Raw genomic sequence first — 19,451 nt, 5'->3', positions numbered from 1 at the left:
CGCTTACTGTGCGCCTTCCGTCCACGAATTCACGCGATCGGCATGCGCCGCAATCCACGCATCCGCGGCCGCTTCCGGCTTCGAGCCGTTCTGGATCGCCAGCATCACGCTGTCGATTTCACCCGGCTTCCACTGGAATTTCTTCAGGAACGCGACGACCGGCTTCGCCTTGGTTTCGAGGCCCGGATTCACGACGCTGTCGACGTGCTCGGCGCCGCCGAACACCTTCTTCGGATCCTCGAGGAAGCGCAGCTTCCACTTCGCGAACATCCAGTGCGGCGCCCAGCCGGTCACGATCACCGGCTTGTTCGCGCCGACCGAACGCGACAACTCGGCCGTCATCGCGCTGCCCGAGCTGGGCATCAGCGTGTAGTTCAGCCCGTAGCTCTTGATCGCGTCGTCGGTCTTGCGCATCACGCCGGCGCCCGCATCGATGCCGACGATCCGGCCGCCGAAGCTGCCCTTCTCCGCATTCAGGTCGTCGATGCTCTTCGCCTTCACGTACGCGGGTACGATCAGGCCGATCTTCGCATCGGGGAAATTCGCGCCGAGGTCGACGACCTTGGCCTTGTACTCGTCCCAGTACGAGCCGTGCGTGACCGGCAGCCACGCGGACAGCGTCGCATCGAGATCGCCGCGCGCGACGCCCTGCCACATGATCCCGGCCGCGACCGGCACGAGCTTCACCTCGTAGCCGAGCTTCTTCTCGATGACGCGGGCCGCGACGTTCGACGTCGCGACGCTGTCGTCCCAGCCTTCGACGTAGCCGATTTTCAGCGTCGGCTTCGTATCGGCCAGTGCCGATGCGCTCAATGCCACCATTGCCGACAGGGCGCCGGTCCACAACAGTTTTCCGAACAGTTTCATGGTCGATCTCCTTGGTCTGCGCACCGTGCGCGTTGTCTCTCTAGGTTCTTCAACCACAAATCCGCGGTATCGTTGTTTTCCGACAGATGCTTGTCCGGACGCGACGCGCCCGGACAGCCGATGGCGTGCTTCGACTACTTGTCGATCACGAGATCCGACAGCGGCTTGCTGCAGCACAGCAGCACCATCCCCTGGTCGATCTCGCGCTGGCGGATACCGCCGTTGTGCTTCATCTCGACCTGCCCCGACACGAGCTTCACCTTGCAGGTGCCGCACATGCCCTGCGTGCACGAGGCGGGCAGCCGCACGCCCGACTGGCGCGCCGCGTCGAGCACGTGCTGCTCCGAGCCGCACGAAATCTCGCGGTTGCTCTTCGCGAAGCTGACCGTGTACTGCTTCGTCGCGGCGTCACCGCCTTCGACCGGCGGCACGAGTTCGGCGAGCACTTCGTCGCTCGCGGTCTGCGCGAGCGTTTCGAACGAGAAGCTTTCCTCGTGATACTGCTTGCGATCGAAGCCGGCTTCGTCGAGCAGGTCGCGCACGGCCTTCATGTACGGCGCGGGGCCGCACGTGAAGATCTCGCGTTCCATGAAATCCGGCGCGATCAGCTTGAGCAGCGGCAGCGTCAGGAAGCCCGTGACGCCCGGCCAGTTGGTACGTGCGCCGACGCGCTCGACGACGAACGACGTGCGGAAATTCGTATGGTTCGACGCGATCAGGTCGAGCTCGCGCGCGAAGATGATGTCGTCAGGCGTACGTGCGCTGTGCACGAACAGGATGTCGCGATCCTCCGCGAGATCGTGGTGCGCGCGGCTCATCGACATCAGCGGCGTGACGCCCGAGCCGGCCGACAGGAACAGGTACTTGCGCGCCGGATGCCGCGCGCAGGTGAATTCGCCGGCCGGGCCGAGCACGCGCACCGCCGCGCCCGGCTGCAGGTTGTCGTGCAGCCAGTTCGACACCTTGCCGCCCGGCACGCGCTTGACCGTGATCGAAATCGTGTGCGGCCGCGCCGGCGACGACGAGATCGTGTAGCAGCGGTTGATCGTCTCGCCGTCGATGTCGAGCTCGAGCGTGATGAACTGCCCGGGCTCGAACGAGAACGTGCGGCCCTGCGGCGAACGGAAGAAGAAACTCTTCACGTCATGGGTTTCCTGCCGCACGTGGCAGCACACCAGCGTTTCCTCGACGTCGCTCGTCCAGCGCTCGGGCAGCGCGTTCCAGAACGCCGGGTGCGTCACCCGGCTGTCCGCCGGCTCGAAATTGGCCGCATCTCGCATCATGTCTTGCTCCGCATATACGCTGCTAAGTACTACGCGCCGGTTTTTTCGGCGAGCCGGCCGATATACCAGGCCGAGAATTTTTCGACGAGACCTTCCGTGTACGGCGAATACGGGCCCGGCTCGTACGCGCTGCTGTTCGCCCCGCGCTGCGAGAATTCGACGAGCGCGCGATCCTGGTCGTTGGTCGCGTTCCACACGGCCGTGAGGTTCTTCACGTCGTAGTCGATGCCTTCCTTCGCGTCCTTGTGCACGAGCCACTTCGTGCGCACGAGCGTCTTGCCGGCCGACAGCGGGATCACCGAGAACGTCACGATGTGATCGCTCATGAAGTGGTGCCACGAGTTCGGCTGCGTCCAGAACGACAGCCCGCCGAGGTCGGCCTTGTCGAAGCCGCCGAGCAGCTTCTTCGACGCGACCTTCGCATCGAGCGTCTGCGATTCGCCGTGACGGTCGAGCGGCAGGCGCTGCGTGCGGAAACCCGTCACGTCGAGCAGTTTTTCGATTTCGGCGGACGGCAGGCCCATCTCGGCCCACTCCTTGCCGCGCCGCACGCAGGTTTCGGCGAACGCGTCCATGCCTTCGGCGTTCGCGTCGGAACGCTGGTAGCCGAAGCCGTATTCGTACAGCGAGATCGTCAGCTCCGGATGGTTCGCGACGCAGTGATAGCACTCGCGGTTGTTCTCCATCGTGAGCTTCCAGTTGCCTTCCTCGATGATGTCGATCTGCGCGGCGATCTTCGTGTTCGGCAGATCGTGCGGCAGCAGGTACGGCTCCATCTCGGCGCGCATCTGCGCGAAATCGACCGGCGGCTCGTCGGCGAGGCAGATGAAGATCAGGCCCGCGAGATTCTCGACGTGCACCGACTTCAGGCTGTGCTTGCAACGGTCGAACTTCTCGCCCATGTGCTCGGCGAACATCAGCTGGCCCGTCAGGTTGTAGGTCCAGCTGTGGTATGGGCACACGATGTTGCCGACCGAGCCTTTATCTTCGTTGCACAGGCGCGCGCCGCGGTGACGGCACACGTTGTGGAACGCGCGGATCGCCATGTCGTCGTCGCGCACGATCAGGATCGAATCGTTGCCCAGCTGCACCGTCACGTAATCGCCCGGCTCGGGAATGTCCGGTTCGATCGCCACCTGGATCCAGTGCTGGCGGAAAATCGCCTCCATGTCGAGCGCGAAGATGTCCTCGCTCGTGTAGAACGGTGCGTCGAGGCTGTGCCCTTCCTTGCGCCGCTCGATCAATGCACGAATGTCTGCCGATACTTTCATCGTTTGCTCCGGATTCCTTGCATCCCTGGGTTTCTTGCCGACAGGCATCAAAATCAGTAGTCGATGAGCTGATGCTCGCGCAAATACGCGAGGATCACTTGTGCTTTTTCGACCGAACTCCCTTCATTTACGACGTTGCCGCCACGGCTTTCGGTCGTCGTCGCGGACAGCATCCGGGCATGCCCGGAGCGCTTCTCGGCGGCGACCAGCTTTACGGGTTTACGCTCGACCGGGCCGACCGTCCACGCGGTGGCGTCGGCGTCCGCACCGGGCGCCGCGAGCGCCGGCCGGATCGCGCCGGCGCGCAGCCGCGCATACGCATAGCGCGGCTCGACACCCGCGAGCGGATGGACGGCGACGACGGCCGGCAGCGCCGCGTCGACACGCCGCCGCAGCCCTTTCGGCAAAAATTGCCGGACCGCCGCACGGCCGCCCTCGACCGTCACGTCGACGGCCGAGCCGACGAGCGGATAGCCGAGTGCCGCGGCGACGCGGTACGGCAGCATCCCGGTGTCGTACGCGCCCTCGGCGCGCGTGCCGGTCAGCACGAGGTCGTAGCCTTCGACGCGCGCGGCGAGCGCGTGCACGGCATCATCGCCGTCGCGGCAGGCCAGCACCTCGACCTCCCGCGCACCGAGCGCGAGATACTCGGCCAGCGCCGAATTCGCGGGGTCGCCCGCGTGGATCACGTCGAGCGTCGCGCGATGCTGCTCGGCGAGCTGCCGGCCGGTTTCGAGCGCGGCCGCATCGTTGCGGCTGTAGCGTGCGACGCCGCTGACCGGATGCCGGCCGACGGACACGAGCACCGCGATGCGTTGCAAGGGGCGAGGGGCGTTCATGCGGCGACTCCTTCGGGTTCACGGGTGCCGACCGCGGCCGGCGATTCGCCGCGCGCGGCCCGCGCGGCCTGGACCTGTTCGATCAGCGCGGCGATCGTCGCCTGCGCGTCGCCGACCACCGTCAGGTTCGCGCGCTTCGCGATCGGCGCGCTGCCGTCGAGGTTGACCGCGATCACGTGGCGGCAGTCCTTGATCCCCTGCAAATGCTGCACCGCGCCCGAGATGCCGAACGCGATGTACACGCTCGCCTCGACCGTCTTGCCGGTCGCGCCGACCTGCTTGTCGCGCGTGAAGTGGCCGTTGTCGACCGCGACGCGGCTCGCGCCGATCGCCGCGCCAAATACGCCGGCCAGCCGCTCGAACGCGCCGATGTCGGACACGCCGTTGCCGGCCGACACGATGAAGTCGGCTTCCTCGAGCGCGACCTGGGCTGCGTCGATTTCGTCGAGGCCGAGATCGCGGTACGGCTGCGCGGCGTCATGCGCGGGGCGGATGAAATCGGCGGCCAGCCGCTCGCCGGCGCCGACGAACGGCAGCTTCGCGTCCACCGCGTTCTGCGCGAGCAGGATCACGTCGGGCAGCGCACGGGTCGCGAACGCACGCCCCGCCTGCGCATACGCGCCCACATGCTTTGCGTCGATCTCGACGACGTGGGTCGCGACGCTCGCGCCGGCGGCCGCCGCGTAACGCCGGCCGAGATCGCCGTCGCCCGTCGCGTTGTCGGGCACGAACACGTGTTTCGGGGCGAGCGCGGCCACGCAGGCCTGCAATGCTTGCAGTTCGCTTTCGGGATCGAACGCGCGGCGATCGAAGCCGGCCAGCTCGATCAGCTTGTCGACGCCGAGTTCCGCGACGTCATCCTTCAGTTCTCCGAATGCCAGCAGCGCGACTTCCGTCTGCGCATCGGCAAGCACGGCGGCGGCGGCGATCGCCTGTCGTGAATGGTCGTCGAGCGCGCCGCGTTCGCTGTGCGCGACCACCAGCATCACGTGCTTCGGGTCCTGCAGCGCGCGGCGCGGCTTCGCGGCCGCGGCGCCATGACCATGCGCGGACCATTGCGCGGCGTTCGCATCGGCGCTGCCTTCCTCGCCGAGCGTGATGCGCTTCAGGCCGGCGGCCGTGATGATGAACGGCCGGCGCGGATCGATTCGTTTAATCGTATTCATCGATTCACTCCAGCGAGGCGGCGACGAGTTCGGCGACGTCGAGCACGTCGGGGCGCGGGCCCACGACGCCTTCGAGCATGGCCGTGCAATTCGGGCAAGCCACCGCGACGACGTCCGCGCCGATCGTGCGCGCGTCGGCGATGCGGATGTCCGGGATGCGCTGCTTGCCGGGGATGTCGGTCAGCGGCGCGCCGCCGCCACCACCGCAGCAGCGGCCGCGCATGCCGTTGCGCTCCATCTCGACGACCTGGATGCCGATCGTCTTCAACAGCTTGCGCGGTGCTTCGATCTCGCCGTTGTAGCGGCCGAGGTAGCACGGATCGTGGTAGGTCGTGCGCTTCTCCTGCAGCGCCTCGACCGCCTTCGGCGCGATCTTGCCGCTGTCGGCCAGTTCGGCCAGATAGGTCGTGTGATGCTTGACCGTCACGCGCAGCCCGAGCGCGCGGTATTCGTTGCGCAGGCTGTGCATCACGTGCGGGTCGGCCGTCACGATCTGCTGGTACGACAGCGTGCCGAGCGTGCCGATCAGGCGCTTCGCCATCTGCTGGAACGTCGCTTCGTCGCCGAGCCGGCGCGCGACGTCGCCCGTGTCGGTCTCGGTCGAGCCGAGCACCGCGTAATCGACACCGGCCTTGTTCAGCACCTTCACGAACGCACGCAGCGTGCGCTGGTAACGCATGTCGAACGCGCCTTCGCCCGCGACGAACAGCACGTCGACCGGCTTGCCCGGCTGCGCGACCGGCGCGCTCAGGTCCACCGACCAGTCGTAGCGCGCGGCCGTGTCGTAGCCGCCCATCGTGCCGGTCTCGCGCAGGTTCGCGAGCACTTCCTGGCCCTTGCCCGGCACCGTGCCGTGCACGAGCGTGCGGTTGCGGCGCATGTCGACGATCGCGTCGACGTGTTCGATCAGCATCGGGCACTCCTGCACGCACGCGCGGCAGGTGGTGCACGACCACAGCGTCTGCTCCTCGATCAGGCCCGACACGATCGGGCCGTTCGGTTCGCCGCGATGCTGGCCGACCGGGATGCCCGGCGACGGGCTGCCTGCGTATGCCGCATCGGAGCCGCCGGCCATCCCGACCACGAGATCCTGGATCAGCTTCTTCGGATTCAGCGGCTGGCCCGACGCGAACGCGGGGCACGCGGCTTCGCACTTGCCGCACTGCACGCATGCGTCGAAGCTCAGCAGCTGGTTCCAGCGGAATTCGACCGGCTTCGCGACGCCGTACTCCTGGTGCTCGATGTCCGGCAGCTTCAGCGCGGTCGGCGGCGTGGCCGTGCCGTTGCCGGTGAACGATTCGCGCGTGGCCGCGAAACGCTCCTGGCGCGGGTGGAACGCGAGATGCAGCAGCCCGGCGATCGCATGCTTCATCGGGCCGCCCTTCGCGGCGCCGACCGTCATCGTGAACGCGCCGACGCCGATCAGCAGCGCGCAGAGCACCGCGAACGCACCCGACATCGCGCCGGTCGGCACCAGCATGAACAGCACGAGACCGAGCGCGAACGAACCGAGCAGCCAGGGCAGCGTATTCCACGGGCCGCGCGACAGGCGCGCCGGCACGTCCTTCGCCGCGCGTCGACGCCACACGAACACCGCGCCGACCAGCATCGCGAGCGCCGCGAGGAAGATCAGCTTGTCGAGCCACGGCGAGTAGATCGCGAGGCCGTAGTTGACGAACACCAACGCGAGCGCGCCGATCGCGCCGCCGGCGGTCGCGACGTGGGTCTTCGCGATGTACGGATCGCGGGCGACCACATGGTGCAGGTCGACGAAATAACGCTTCGGGATCGCGAACAGGTTCGCGACGCCGAACGAGCCGGGCGCCGTGGCGCGGCCCAGACGCCAGTAGGACGAGCGCTTCGCGACCGCGAACGCGAGCCCCGCCACCGACAGCCACAACAGGGCGGTAATGAGGAAGGACGGGTTCATCTTTTAGAAATCCTTCACGAGACGCAGCGAGTCGTAGATCGCACCGTGGACGTTGTGCATCGAGATGCAGTCGCCGACACGGAACAGCAGGAAGCGGCCGTTGCCGAGTTCTTCCGACAGGCACGGCTGCGGCTCGGCTGCGAACAGCGTGTGCGGATCGATCTGGCCGCGGTTCACCGATTCCGGCTTGAGCTTCCAGTACAGCTCGTCGTTCGGCGACGAGCCGTTCTCGATCACGACCTGGTCGACCGCGCGCTCTTCCAGTTCTTCCGTGTACTCGTTACGCAGCACGGCGATCATCTTGCCGTTCTCTTCATAGACGCGATCGAGCATCGTGTTCGGCGTCGGAATCACGCCGAACGCGTACAGGCGGCGATAGAAGATCGGGAACGTCGTGCCGCCGCAATCGTCGGCCACCTTCACGTCGGGCGTCACCACCTCGACCTTCGAGCCGCGGCTCGCCATGAAGTCGGCCACGCCCGCGCCCGCATGGGTGCTCACGCCGTCGAACAGCAGCACGTTCTGCTTCGGCTCGACCGTGCCGGTCAGGATGTCCCACGCGCTGACGGCGAGCCCTTCGGCCACGCCCCACGCCGGCACCTGCCACGTGAAGCTCGACCCGCCCGTCGCGAGCACGACGATGTCCGGCTTCTCGGCCATGATCATCTTCTCGTCGGCGGCCACACCGAGGCGCCGGTCCACACCCAGACGCTTCGTTTCCATGTCGAACCAGCGGATGATCCCCGACATCTGCTCGCGCTGCGGCGCCTTCGCGGCGATCATCACCTGGCCGCCCACTTCCGCGTTCTTCTCGAACAGCACGACGTCGTGGCCGCGCAGCTTCGCGACACGCGCGGCCTCGAGGCCCGCGGGGCCGGCACCGACCACCACGACCTTGCGCTTCGGGCCGCGCGACTTCTCGATGATGTGCGGCATCGTCGCTTCGCGCGACGTCGCCGCGTTCTGGATGCACAGCACGTCGAGGCCGTTGTACTGGCGGTCGATGCAGTAGTTCGCGCCGACGCACTGCTTGATTTCGTCTTCGCGGCCGTCGCGGATCTTGATCACCATGTGCGGATCGGCGATTTGCGCGCGCGTCATGCCGACCAGGTCGATCATGCCGTTCGCGAGCAGGCGCTCGGCCTGGCCTGCATCGCGGATGCTCTGCGCGTGCATCACCGGAATCTTCACGACCGACTTGATGCCCGCCGCGAGGTGCACGAACGGCTCCGGCGGCAACGCCATCGGCGGCATGCAGTTGGCGATCGTGTTGTGCGTATCGCCGCCCGAGCCGACCACGCTCAGGTAGTCGATCAGGCCCGTCTCCGACATCGCCTGCGCGATTTCCTTCAGCGCTTCGTGATCGAGGCCGTCCTCGTGGAATTCGTCGCCGCACATGCGCAGGCCGACGCAGAAATCCTTGCCGACCGCCTCGCGCACGGCCGTCAGCACTTCGATGCCGAAGCGCAGGCGGTTTTCGAGGCTGCCGCCCCATTCGTCGGTGCGGTGGTTCGAACGCTTGCTCCAGAACTGGTCGATCAGGTGCTGGTGCGCGGCGGAGATTTCGATGCCGTCCATGCCCGCCGCCTTCACGCGCTTCGCGGCCGCCGCGAAATCGCCGATGATGCGGCGGATTTCCTCGATCTCGATGATCTTCGCGTTGCCGCGGTGCACGGGTTCGCGCACGCCCGACGGCGACATCAGGTGCGGCCAGTGCTCGCCGTGGAACGACGAGCGGCGGCCCATGTGCGTCGCCTGGATCATGATCTTCGCGCCGTGCTTGTGCATCGTGTCGGCCAGGCGCGTGAGCGGATCGATGATCTTGTCGGTCGACAGGTTCACCGATTTCCACCAGCCTTGCGGGCTGTCGATCGACACCGGGCTCGAACCGCCGCAGATGGCCAGGCCGACGCCGCCCTTCGCCTTTTCTTCGTAGTAGCGGATATAGCGGTCGCCCGGCAGGCCGCCCGGCTCGGCGTACACCTCCGCGTGCGCGGTGCTGACGATCCGGTTGCGCAGCGTCAGCTGGTTCAGCTGCATGGGTTTGAACAGGTGGGGATAACGCATCGCTGGCGACCTCTGGCGTTCGAATGTCTCGTGTTGCGGGTGTTGTTCTGCTTCAGTGAATCAATGCGTCAGTGCATCAGTGCGCGATCGGCGACACTTCGAAGACGCAGTGGTCGTGATGCTCGGCCGCGCACTGCACTTCCTTCGAGTACGCACGCGGCGCGCCCTTGCCTTCCGGCGTCGTGTCGTTGACCCAGTCCATCGCGCCCGCGAACCAGCCCGCGAACATGTAGCAGAGCTTGCCTTCCTTGCCCGGCTGCTGGAGCACGAATGACGAGTGGCGCAGCTCGATCTTCGCGCGTGCGCTCGCCGGATCGGCCTCGATGATCGAGAACAGGCCCCAGCCGCGTTGCGACAGGCGCTTCAGGTAGTGCTCGAACACGGCCACGCCGGTGATGCCGTGCTGCTTTGCTTCCTTGTCGCACCAGTGGTAGGCGGATTTGTAGCCGGCCTTGTAGAGGATCTCGGCATACGCTTCGACGCCGAGCGCTTCCTCGACGGCGACGTGGTTGTTCGTGAAGAAGTGGCGCGGCACGTACAGCATCGGCAGCGCGTCGGTGGTCCAGACGCCGGTATCGGGATCGACGTTGATCGGCAGTTGCGGTTGCATCGTGGTGACTCCGTGAGGAAATTGGCCGCGCGGCTCGGTGCGCCGGCGCGACATCGTCCGCGCGCCCACGCTGCTTGCGCGGGCACGTCCCGATTTTTTTATGTTGAAACGAAGGGAGCGGTTCGGCTCGGCGAGGGCTTACGCGCCCCACACGTCCTTGAACACGCGCACCCAGTTCTCGCCCATGATCTTGCGGATGCGCGACTCGCTCCAGCCGTGGCGTTCCATCGCGGCGGTCAGGTTCGGGAATTCGCCGATCGTGCGGATGCCGTCCGGGTTGATCACCTTGCCGAAGTTCGTCAGTTGGCGATAGCGTCCCTTGTCATGCGTCAGCATGTCGAAGAATTCCTTCGCGAAATCCTGCGTGAAGTCCGTGCCGATGCCGACCGCGTCTTCGCCGATCAGGTTCACGACGTAGTCGATCGCCTCGATGTAGTCGTCGATGTTCGCTTCGATGCCGCGCTTCAGGAACGGCGCGAACATCGTCACGCCGACGAAGCCGCCCGCATCGGCGATCTCCTTCAGCTGCGCGTCGCTCTTGTTGCGCGGATGTTCCTTCAGGCCCGACGGCAGGCAGTGCGAGTAGCACACCGGCTTCTTCGAGAACGCGATCGCTTCCGACGACGTGTTGCCGCCCACATGCGACAGGTCGACCATGATGCCGACGCGGTTCATCTCGGTGATCACTTCGCGGCCGAAGTCCGACAGCCCGCCGTCGCGTTCGTAGCAGCCGGTGCCGACCAGGTTCTGCGTGTTGTAGCAGAGCTGCACGACGCGCACGCCCATGTCGGCGAACGCTTCGATGTAGCCGAGGTTGTCCTCGAACGCATGCGCGTTCTGGAAGCCGAGGATGATCCCGGTCTTGCCTTCCTTCTTCGCGCGGAAGATGTCGTCCGTCGTGCGCACGAGCGTCAGCAGCTCGCCGTTGTCGCGGATTTTCTTCTTCATCACGCCGATGTTGTCGACGGTCTTGGTGAAGTTCTCCCACACCGACACCGTGCAGTTCGCGGCCGTGATACCGCCCTTTCGCATGTCCTCGAACACCGGCTTCTCGAACTTCGAGATGTTCAGTCCGTCGATGATGATGCTGTCCTGATGCAGCGTGCTCATATCTGCTCTCGCTCGTGTGACTGTTCTTGTGGGGTCGATCAATAGATCGGGAAGCGCTCGCAGAGCGCGAAGATCTCGCGACGCACGCGCTGTTCGGTTGCGGGGTCGCCTTCCGGGTTCGCCCGCAGTGCGTCGAACACTTCGAGGATCAGGCGGCCGACTTCACGGAACTCCGCGACGCCAAAGCCGCGCGTCGTGCCGGCCGGCGTGCCGAGGCGGATGCCCGACGTGACGGTCGGCTTCTCGGTGTCGAACGGGATGCCGTTCTTGTTGCAGGTGATGCCCGCGCGTTCCAGCGCCTGCTCGACCGGCGCGCCCTTCAGGCCCTTCGGGCGCAGGTCGACCAGCAGCAGGTGGTTGTCGGTGCCGCCCGTGACGAGATCGACGCCGCCGGCCTTCAGCACTTCGCCGAGCGCCTGCGCGTTCGCGAGCACGTTGTCGATGTAGGTCTTGAAGTCCGCGTGCAGCACCTCGCCGAATGCGACCGCCTTGCCGGCGATCACGTGCATCAGCGGGCCGCCCTGCAGGCCGGGGAACACGGCCGAGTTGATCTTCTTCGCGATGTCCTCGTCGTTGGTCAGCACGAAGCCGCCGCGCGGGCCGCGCAGCGTCTTGTGGGTGGTCGACGTGACGACGTGCGCGTGCTCGACCGGGTTCGCATGACGGCCCGCGGCGATCACGCCCGCGATGTGCGCCATGTCGACCATCAGCTTCGCGCCGACGCTGTCGGCGATCGCGCGAAAGCGTGCGAAGTCGAGCGCGCGCGGGTACGCCGAGAAGCCGGCGATGATGAGGTTCGGCTTGTGCTCGTGGGCAAGGGCCTCGACCTGGTCGTAGTCGATGCGCAGCGTGTCGCGGTTCACGCCGTACTGCACGGCATTGAACCACTTGCCCGACAGCGCCGGCTTCGCGCCGTGCGTCAGGTGGCCGCCGGCATCCAGCGACATGCCGAGCACCGTGTCGCCCGGCTTCGCCAGCGCGAGCATCACCGAGCCGTTCGCCTGCGCGCCCGAGTGCGGCTGCACGTTCGCATAGCCGGCGTTGAAGATCTGCTTCACGCGGTCGATCGCGAGCGCCTCGACTTCATCGGCGAATTCGCAGCCGCCGTAGTAGCGCTTGCCGGGATAGCCTTCCGCGTACTTGTTGGTCAGCACCGAGCCCTGCGCCTCGAGCACGGCGCGCGACACGATGTTTTCCGACGCGATCAGCTCGACCTGCGACTGCTGACGCTCGAGTTCCTTCAGGATGGCGCTGCGCACCGGCGCGTCGCGCTCGGCAAGGGGCTGCGAGAAGAAAGGCTGGGTGTTCGACATAGTGCGTCCGTGACGAAGAATAAAGGGCTGCAACCGAAGCTCAAGGCCCGCCGTGCCTGGGTTTCCCATGCTTCCAGTGCAAGGCTGCCGACGGCTCTATTCTTGTCGTTCGGATTTTCGGCGGATTGATGAATTTAGACGCGTTCTTTGCCTTTTCCGCCATGCACGTCCGTTTTATACAAGTGACCGGTCGTGCTTTTCGGTATGACCGCCGGAAACGGTGCGGGCTGTTCACCTATGGACACGCACACCGGCAGTGCGTTTGCCGCACGTTCGCGTGCGGCGTCTCCCGGATACGGTGCAGTGCAACAACGGCCCGATGCCCAGACAACGTATGGAGCTAGGGTTTAGCCGTATGGCACGCTTGTTGCACTCGCTCACACAATACCGCAGCCCGATCCGTGCCCCGGGCCAAAAGCTATTAGAGATTCAAGGAACGCTCCCCATGTCGCCCGACCGCACAGCGTCGCTGTCCCACTTCGCGTTCATGCCGTTACCGAACTTCACGATGATCGCGTTCACCAATGCGATCGAGGTGCTTCGGATGGCGAACTACCTGAGCGGTCAGCCGCTCTACCGCTGGTCGGTGATCAGCCCGGACGGCGGCCCGGTCACGGCGAGCAACGGCCTCACGGTCGACACGGGCCCGGCCGAATGCGCGGGACAGCCCGACATCGTGTTCGTGTGCGGCGGCGTCGACGTACAGCGCGCGACCACGCCCGCCCATCTGTCGACCCTGCGCCGCTTCGCGCGCTCGGGCATCCCGCTCGGCAGCCTGTGCACGGGCACCTATGCACTCGCGAAATCGGGGCTGCTCGCGGGCTACGCGTGCGCGATCCACTGGGAGAACATGTCGGCGCTGAAGGAAGAGTTTCCGGACACGCGCTTCCTGAAGGAACTGTTCGTGATCGACCGCGACCGCATCACGTGCACGGGCGGCGTCGCACCGCTCGACATGATGCTGAACCTGATCGCCGCGCGCGTCGGCACCGCGCGCGTCACGCAGATCGCCGAGCAGTTCATCGTCGAACACGTGCGCGACACGAGCGCGCAGCAGCGCATGCCGCTGGTTGCTCGCCTCGGCTCGGCGAACAAGTCGCTGTTCGAAGTGATCTCGCTGATGGAGAACAACATCGAGGAGCCGCTGTCGCGCGAAGAGCTCGCGCGGCTCGCGAACATGTCGCAGCGGCAGTTGCAGCGCCTGTTCCGCGAGCATCTGGGAATGACGCCGACGCACTACTACCTGACGCTGCGGCTGCGCCGTGCGCGCGAGCTGCTGCTGCAGACCGACATGTCGATCATGCACATCACGATGGCGTGCGGCTTCCAGTCGGCATGCCACTTCAGCAAGAGCTATCGCGATGCGTTCGGCGTCGCGCCGACGCGTGAGCGCCGCAAGCAGGTCGCGCCGCTCGCGCAGGGTGCGGTGAGTGCTGCGCCGGCGTTTCCGGCGCGTGTGCTGCATGCGTGAGGCGGGCAGTACCTGATGCAAAAAAGCGGCCTCGAAGGCCGCTTTCCGTTTTCGCTTACGATCCCCACACCTGCATTTCATAGAGCGAATACCCCCACTGCGTCGCCCGCTTCGTGCCGAGCATCCGCACATAACGGCCGTGCCCGTTCAGGTTCGGCAACGTCACATGGCTGTACGACACGCCGTTGCTCGTCGAGTAGATCGTCGTCCAGTTCACGTTGTCGTTCGACGTCTGGATCTGGTAGACGAGCGCGCCCGCATCCCAGTACAGATCGATGCTGCTGACGGTCTTCGTCGCACCGAGATCGACCGAGATCCATTGCGGATCGACGCCGGCGCCTTCCGGCGAATCCCAGCGCGTGCTCGCCGTGTTGCCGTCGAATGCCTTGTCTGCCGTGAGCGACGCGTTGTAGCTCGCCGACGCCGCGGCCGGCCGCCCCTGCGACAGCAGCGTGCGCGCCGCGGCCGCGCCGCCGTAGTAATTCGCGCCGAGCTTCGCCTTCGTCGCGTCGGCATTCACGCCGAACTGCGACAGGCTCCAGCGCTGACCGGTCGTCACGTCGCCGACATAGAGCTGATAACCACCCGCCGTCGTCGATGAGAAAAACAGGTAATTCGTACCACTGACGGGTGCCGGGTCCGAGTTGTTGCTCATGCAGTCGTTGAGCGCCAGCGCGCTCGGCGTCGAGGCCGGGTCGGCCGTCTTCGCATAGATCTGGTCGGCCCCGCCGCTGTCCTTCCAGCGCGCGTAGTACACCATGCCGTCCGCACGCACGGTCGGGTAGTACGTCTGCAGCCCGGCCGGACGATCGAACACGGCGGTCGCGCCGGTGGCGATCGTGCGCTTCATCAGCCCCATGTTCGAGCCGGTGCCGGTCGCGTAGTACACGGCGCTCGCGTCCGGCGCGAGGAACGGCATCGAGTATTCGGCGCCGGCCGGCGCATTCGTCAGGCTCACAACCGACGTGAACACCGGGCCGGCGCTCGTGTACGACAGCGTCGCCTGCTTCACGTCGCCGTTTTGCTTGAACACGAGCGTCTTGCCGTCCGTGCTGAACTTCGGGTCTTCGTTGCGCGTGGCGCCCGTGCTGTTCGTCATGTTGACGGGCGGCGTACCGGCGCCGAGTTGCAGCATGAACACGTTCCATGCGCCGTTGCTGATGCCCATGAACGCGAGCCACTTGCCGTCGGGGCTGAACACACCATTCATCGGATCGGTGATGCCCCACGCGCTCTTGCTGAGTTGCGTCAGCGTATGGGCCGAGAAATCGTAGAGGAACAGCTGGCTCGTGCCGTCGCCGTACTTCACGTAGCTGTGGTAGACGAGCTTGCCGGTCAGCGCGGCGGGGAATGTCGCGTTCGGCTGGGCGGCGGGATTGTTGACGCAGGCTGCGGCGGCCACGCCGCTGAACAGGTTGAGGGCGATGCCGGCCACGAGGCCCGCGACGAGGGTCTGCAGTTTCACGCTGGATACTTTCGGGTAAGGTAAGGACGCCGCAAAAAAGGACTCGCGCGACACGCGCGGACGTCACGGATTCGCGGTCGGGCAGCGTGAATTCCGTATCGGTCGGACAGCGGGAACAAAGCTTGCGAGAGGATGCCCGTTCGTCAGACGAAAGAACAGGATCAGAGCGCCGATAAAACATACGGATCAGCGATTTGGGGCGCGCTTGCACGTGACGGCTGCCGTACTACTCTGTGTCATCAGGGCACAACGGCCGGGGGACACGCATGAAGCGCTATGCGGTGCTGGCGCAGACGATCGCCGACGCGATCCGGCGCGGCGACCTGGCGGCCGGCGCGCGCATCCCTACCGTGCGCGCGGCATGCCGCGCGTATCGGGTGAGCCCGTCCACGGTGTTTCGTGCGTACTACGCGCTCGAAAGCGAGGGCCTGATCGTCGCGCGGGCGCGCTCGGGTTATTTCGTGGCGAACGTCGCGGACAAGCACGTGCGGTTCGGCCGCGATTCGCCGCGCAAGCCGGGCGCCGCGCAGAACGACGCCGCTCGAACCGGCGACGACGATGCGCTGTTCCGCCTGCTCGACTCGCTCAAATGCGACGACATCGTGCCGCTCGGCTCGGCATTCGCGAGCTATTCGCTGTTCCCGATGAGCAGCCTGTGGCGCCAGGTGGCGTCGGCCGCTCGCCACATGGACCGCACCAAACTGCTCGAAGGCTTGCCGCCCGGCAACGAAGCACTGCGCCGCCAGATCGCGTTGCGCTATCTGAACGCGGGCGCGTCGCTGCCGCTGGAGGAAATCGTCATCACGACGGGCGCGACCGAAGCGCTGACGCTCAGCTTGCAGGCGCTGACGCGCCCGGGCGACATCGTCGCGATCGAACGGCCGGCCTTCCACGCGGTGCTGCAGGCCGTCCAGTGCCTGCATCTGAAGGCCGTCGAGATTCCGGTCGACCCGCGCACGGGCCTCGACCTCGACGCGCTCGCCGAGGCGCTCGACACGCATCCGGTACGCGCATGCTGGTTCATGACGTCATTCCACAACCCGACCGGCGCGACGCTGACCGACGAGCGCAAGCGCGCGCTGATCGACCTGCTCGCGTCGCGCGGCGTGCCGCTGATCGAGGACGACGTGTATGGCGAACTGCAGTTCGGCACGGCGCCCACGCGGCCCGCGAAACTGTATGACGACAGCGGACTCGTCCTGCATTGCGGATCGTTCTCGAAATGTCTCGCGCCCGGGTTCCGAATCGGCTGGGTCGCGGCCGGCCGCTTCGTCCGGCAGATCCGCGAGGCCAAAGGCACGAGCACGCCGGCCGCCGACGTACCTGCGCAGATGGCGATAGCGAGCTATCTGCGCGACGGCGCATACGACCGGTTCCTGCGCAAGCTGCGACGCAATCTCGCCGCGCACCAGGCGCAAATGCTGTCGGCCGTGCGCGCGTATTTCCCGACGGATACCGAAGTGTTCGCGCCGCGCGGCGGGTATTTCCTTTGGATCGAATTGCCGCCGCACCTGGACGCGATGCACCTGTTCGACGACGCGATGGAAAGCGGCGTCAGCATTGCGCCCGGGCCGATCTTCTCCGCCACCGGCGGTTTTCGCCGCTATTTGCGGCTCAACTACGGGCGGCCGTGGACCCCGGCCGTCGAGCGCGCGCTGGAGACGCTCGGCACGCTCGCGGCCCGGCAGCGGCACGGCGGCTAGTACGAAACGGGCGGCACGAAATGTGCGCCACGCAACGCGCGACATGCGCCTTGCGTTTCGCGCGCGAACGACCAAGAATGAAGCGGCAGGCAGACGCGGACGAACGGGTTCCACGCGTCCGATGTTATGGAGAATCAAATGAACGCCGAATGCGAACGACCGCCGATGTGTAGCCCCACGATGGCATCCGTCGGTCGCTGACGATGCGCGTCCTGCCCAACCGGAGTGTCCGCGCGCGCGATGCCTGGCGTTCCGTGCTGAATGCACGCGCCGAATCGCGGCACGCGACGTGCTGCCGCTGCCGCGAATGCGGTTTCGTCGCGTTCCGCGCACTCGAGCACTGCCCCGTCTGCGGTCGGTGGAACTGGCCGTTCGAGCCGATTCGCCACACGCCGGCCGACGCGCGTGCCGTGCATGCGCCGCGATCGTTCCACACGTGGTCGTCGCGCGTCGCCCGCGCGCTGCGCAACGCGGCTTTCCAGCGGCCGCGCGCATCGAGCGCACCGCTCCTGAGTATCCTCACGCTCGTGCTGCTGGTCGGCGGCTACGTGATGGTCGACCAGACCTGCAAGGCCGATCCCGTTTGTCGCGGCTCCGCTGCGCCGGCCGCCGTCGCGACCGAAACCATGCTGCAGGCATCGAACGATCCGTTGCTGCCGGTCGTGCCGGCACCCGTCTACCCGTTTCATTCGCCTGATCAAACGCAAGTGGCAGCCAATCCGCAACAGAGCGCCCCGCTCGCCGGCAAACCTGCTCGCCCGATGGCAGTTGTACAAGCCGCGCCGTCGTTGCGGCCCGACCGGACGCGCGCCGGCGCAGTCCGCGTGGCCGACTGGAAAGGCAACCGCGACACCGCCCATCGCCCCACGCGCGCGATCCGCCGCGTCAGCCTGCACACCGGGCGTACACGCCGCACCGCCGCCAGCAACGCCGAACTCGCGAAGCTCTATCGCGGCCACTGAACGCGCCCGCAACGAAAAACGGGCGGCCCGTTTCCGGAGCCGCCCGTACTCGCGTCACGCGTCACGCGTGTCGAACGCTAGTGCATCACGCCGCCAGCAACCCGTGCGGGTCGATGACGAATTTGCGCGGCGCACCGCCGTCGAACTTCTTGTAGCCTTCCGGCGCCTGGTCGAGCGAGATCACTTCGACGTTGACGATCTTCGCGATCGGCAGCCGGTCGAACAGGATCGCCTGCATCAGGTTGCGGTTGTACTTCAGCACCGGCGTCTGGCCCGTGAAGAACGAATGCGACTTCGCCCAGCCGAGGCCGAAGCGGATGCTCAGGCTGCCGTGCTGCGCGGCCTTGTCCTTCGCACCCGGATCGTCCGTCACGTACAGGCCCGGGATGCCGATCGCGCCGGCCGGGCGCGTGATTTCCATCAGCGAGTTCAGCACCGTCGCGGGCGCTTCCTCCGAATGGCCCGACGAGCCGTGACCGTGCGCCTCGAAGCCGACGCAGTCGACCGCGCAATCGATCTCGGGCACACCGAGGATCTGCTCGATCTGCTCGCCGAGCGACGCGTCCTTCGACAGGTCGACCGTCTCGAACCCCATCGCCCGCGCATGCGCGAGGCGTTCCGCGTTCATGTCGCCGACGATCGTCACGGCCGCGCCGAGCAGGCGCGCCGACGCGGCCGCCGCCATCCCGACCGGGCCCGCGCCCGCGATATAGACCGTCGAACCGGGCTTCACGCCCGCGCTCACCGCGCCGTGATAACCGGTCGGCAGGATGTCGGACAGGCAGGTCAGGTCGCGGATCTTCGCCATCGCCTGATCGCGATCCGGGAATTTCAGCAGGTTGAAATCGGCATACGGCACGAGCACGTACTCGGCCTGGCCGCCGATCCAGCCGCCCATGTCGACGTAGCCGTACGCGCCGCCGGCACGCGACGGGTTCACGTTCAGGCACACGCCGGTGTGCGTGTCCTTGCACATCGCGCAGCGGCCGCACGCGACGTTGAACGGCACCGACACGAGATCGCCGAGCTTCAGCGTCTCGACGTCGCGGCCCACCTCGACCACTTCGCCGGTGATCTCGTGACCGAGCACGAGGCCGACCGGCGCGGTCGTACGGCCGCGCACCATGTGCTGGTCGGAGCCGCAGATGTTCGTGCTGACCACTTTCAGGATCACGCCGTGGCCGATCGCGCGGCCGCTTGGGTCGACCATCTTCGGATAATCGATTTTCTGGACTTCGACCTGGCCCGGCCCAAGATAGACGACACCTCGATTGCTGCTCATCGTATTGTCTCCATGTCTCGTTGGATGGCGCCGCGGCGCGCCGGCGCCATGCGGCGCACGCGCAACGTGCTGTTCGAGAGTAGTCCGGGAGGCAGGGGCGCCGATGTCTCAA

The 19,451-nt window shown here is 66.4% G+C and carries 15 protein-coding genes; 3 read left to right on the top strand and 12 right to left on the bottom strand.

Features of this window, described 5'->3' with window-relative positions; genetic code table 11:
* Positions 1–3: 3 nt before the first annotated feature.
* The 10 genes from AP428_RS16875 to AP428_RS16830 all read right to left on the bottom strand — a co-directional run bounded on the left by AP428_RS16875 (position 4) and on the right by AP428_RS16830 (position 12,456).
* Entirely contained in the window at positions 4–867 is an 864-nt protein-coding gene (locus AP428_RS16875; protein WP_006486270.1) for a glycine betaine ABC transporter substrate-binding protein, read from the bottom strand.
* Between the two features lie 134 nt (positions 868–1,001).
* Positions 1,002–2,150, bottom strand: a complete 1,149-nt coding sequence (locus tag AP428_RS16870; RefSeq protein ID WP_011547102.1) for a hybrid-cluster NAD(P)-dependent oxidoreductase — start codon at positions 2,148–2,150, stop codon at positions 1,002–1,004.
* A gap of 29 nt (positions 2,151–2,179) precedes the next feature.
* A complete protein-coding gene (locus tag AP428_RS16865; RefSeq protein ID WP_011547101.1) occupies positions 2,180–3,421 on the bottom strand; it encodes an SRPBCC family protein in 1,242 nt (413 codons plus the stop codon).
* Positions 3,422–3,474: 53 nt separating this feature from the next.
* Positions 3,475–4,260, bottom strand: coding sequence for a drug:proton antiporter (locus AP428_RS16860; RefSeq protein ID WP_011547100.1), 786 nt, complete (start codon positions 4,258–4,260; stop codon positions 3,475–3,477).
* On the bottom strand, positions 4,257–5,426 hold the full coding sequence (locus AP428_RS16855) for an electron transfer flavoprotein subunit alpha/FixB family protein (protein WP_011547099.1): 1,170 nt from the start codon (positions 5,424–5,426) through the stop codon (positions 4,257–4,259). The genes AP428_RS16860 and AP428_RS16855 overlap by 4 nt, the downstream gene beginning before the upstream one ends.
* Before the next feature lie 4 nt (positions 5,427–5,430).
* Positions 5,431–7,356, bottom strand: a complete 1,926-nt coding sequence (locus tag AP428_RS16850; protein ID WP_011547098.1) for a (Fe-S)-binding protein — start codon at positions 7,354–7,356, stop codon at positions 5,431–5,433.
* Between the two features lie 3 nt (positions 7,357–7,359).
* Positions 7,360–9,423 carry an NADH:flavin oxidoreductase gene (locus AP428_RS16845; protein ID WP_011547097.1) on the bottom strand — a complete coding sequence of 688 codons (2,064 nt, stop codon included), beginning with the start codon at positions 9,421–9,423 and terminating at the stop codon, positions 7,360–7,362.
* Between the two features lie 76 nt (positions 9,424–9,499).
* Positions 9,500–10,033, bottom strand: coding sequence for a DUF5943 domain-containing protein (locus AP428_RS16840; protein WP_011547096.1), 534 nt, complete (start codon positions 10,031–10,033; stop codon positions 9,500–9,502).
* A gap of 138 nt (positions 10,034–10,171) precedes the next feature.
* Entirely contained in the window at positions 10,172–11,143 is a 972-nt protein-coding gene (locus tag AP428_RS16835; protein WP_006480656.1) for a dipeptidase, read from the bottom strand.
* 38 nt (positions 11,144–11,181) lie between these two features.
* A complete protein-coding gene (locus AP428_RS16830) occupies positions 11,182–12,456 on the bottom strand; it encodes a serine hydroxymethyltransferase (protein WP_011694820.1) in 1,275 nt (424 codons plus the stop codon).
* Positions 12,457–12,811: 355 nt separating this feature from the next.
* Here AP428_RS16830 and AP428_RS16825 point away from each other — a divergent pair, with 355 nt between their 5' ends.
* Entirely contained in the window at positions 12,812–13,927 is a 1,116-nt protein-coding gene (locus tag AP428_RS16825; protein ID WP_011547094.1) for a GlxA family transcriptional regulator, read from the top strand.
* A 55-nt stretch (positions 13,928–13,982) separates the two neighbouring features.
* On the opposite strand, the gene AP428_RS16820 is transcribed toward AP428_RS16825, so the two are convergent.
* Positions 13,983–15,392 (bottom strand): discoidin domain-containing protein, encoded by a 1,410-nt coding sequence (locus AP428_RS16820; RefSeq protein ID WP_041489357.1) that lies wholly within the window; start codon positions 15,390–15,392, stop codon positions 13,983–13,985.
* A gap of 266 nt (positions 15,393–15,658) precedes the next feature.
* Here AP428_RS16820 and AP428_RS16815 point away from each other — a divergent pair, with 266 nt between their 5' ends.
* A complete protein-coding gene (locus AP428_RS16815) occupies positions 15,659–17,095 on the top strand; it encodes a PLP-dependent aminotransferase family protein (protein WP_011547092.1) in 1,437 nt (478 codons plus the stop codon).
* 203 nt (positions 17,096–17,298) lie between these two features.
* Positions 17,299–18,057, top strand: a complete 759-nt coding sequence (locus AP428_RS16810; protein ID WP_011547091.1) for a hypothetical protein — start codon at positions 17,299–17,301, stop codon at positions 18,055–18,057.
* 85 nt (positions 18,058–18,142) lie between these two features.
* Here the strand turns inward: AP428_RS16810 and fdhA are convergent, their stop codons facing one another.
* Complete coding sequence (gene fdhA / locus AP428_RS16805) at positions 18,143–19,339, bottom strand: formaldehyde dehydrogenase, glutathione-independent (protein WP_011547090.1); 1,197 nt, start codon at positions 19,337–19,339, stop codon at positions 18,143–18,145.
* Between the last annotated feature and the right edge of the window lie 112 nt (positions 19,340–19,451).

The organism is Burkholderia sp. E168m22 (genome assembly GCF_001319805.1).
GTDB lineage: Bacteria > Pseudomonadota > Gammaproteobacteria > Burkholderiales > Burkholderiaceae > Burkholderia > Burkholderia orbicola.
This window is presented reverse-complemented; position numbering and strand designations above follow the sequence as displayed.

Bases quoted from the DNA above. Each gene is read 5' to 3' on its own strand.
- AP428_RS16875 (WP_006486270.1), bottom strand. From the start codon at position 867: ATGAAACTGTTCGGAAAACTGTTGTGGACCGGCGCCCTGTCGGCAATG.
- AP428_RS16870 (WP_011547102.1), bottom strand. From the start codon at position 2,150: ATGATGCGAGATGCGGCCAATTTCGAGCCGGCGGACAGCCGGGTGACG.
- AP428_RS16865 (WP_011547101.1), bottom strand. From the start codon at position 3,421: ATGAAAGTATCGGCAGACATTCGTGCATTGATCGAGCGGCGCAAGGAA.
- AP428_RS16860 (WP_011547100.1), bottom strand. From the start codon at position 4,260: ATGAACGCCCCTCGCCCCTTGCAACGCATCGCGGTGCTCGTGTCCGTC.
- AP428_RS16855 (WP_011547099.1), bottom strand. From the start codon at position 5,426: ATGAATACGATTAAACGAATCGATCCGCGCCGGCCGTTCATCATCACG.
- AP428_RS16850 (WP_011547098.1), bottom strand. From the start codon at position 7,356: ATGAACCCGTCCTTCCTCATTACCGCCCTGTTGTGGCTGTCGGTGGCG.
- AP428_RS16845 (WP_011547097.1), bottom strand. From the start codon at position 9,423: ATGCGTTATCCCCACCTGTTCAAACCCATGCAGCTGAACCAGCTGACG.
- AP428_RS16840 (WP_011547096.1), bottom strand. From the start codon at position 10,033: ATGCAACCGCAACTGCCGATCAACGTCGATCCCGATACCGGCGTCTGG.
- AP428_RS16835 (WP_006480656.1), bottom strand. From the start codon at position 11,143: ATGAGCACGCTGCATCAGGACAGCATCATCATCGACGGACTGAACATC.
- AP428_RS16830 (WP_011694820.1), bottom strand. From the start codon at position 12,456: ATGTCGAACACCCAGCCTTTCTTCTCGCAGCCCCTTGCCGAGCGCGAC.
- AP428_RS16825 (WP_011547094.1), top strand. From the start codon at position 12,812: ATGGCACGCTTGTTGCACTCGCTCACACAATACCGCAGCCCGATCCGT.
- AP428_RS16815 (WP_011547092.1), top strand. From the start codon at position 15,659: ATGAAGCGCTATGCGGTGCTGGCGCAGACGATCGCCGACGCGATCCGG.
- AP428_RS16810 (WP_011547091.1), top strand. From the start codon at position 17,299: ATGCGCGTCCTGCCCAACCGGAGTGTCCGCGCGCGCGATGCCTGGCGT.
- fdhA (WP_011547090.1), bottom strand. From the start codon at position 19,339: ATGAGCAGCAATCGAGGTGTCGTCTATCTTGGGCCGGGCCAGGTCGAA.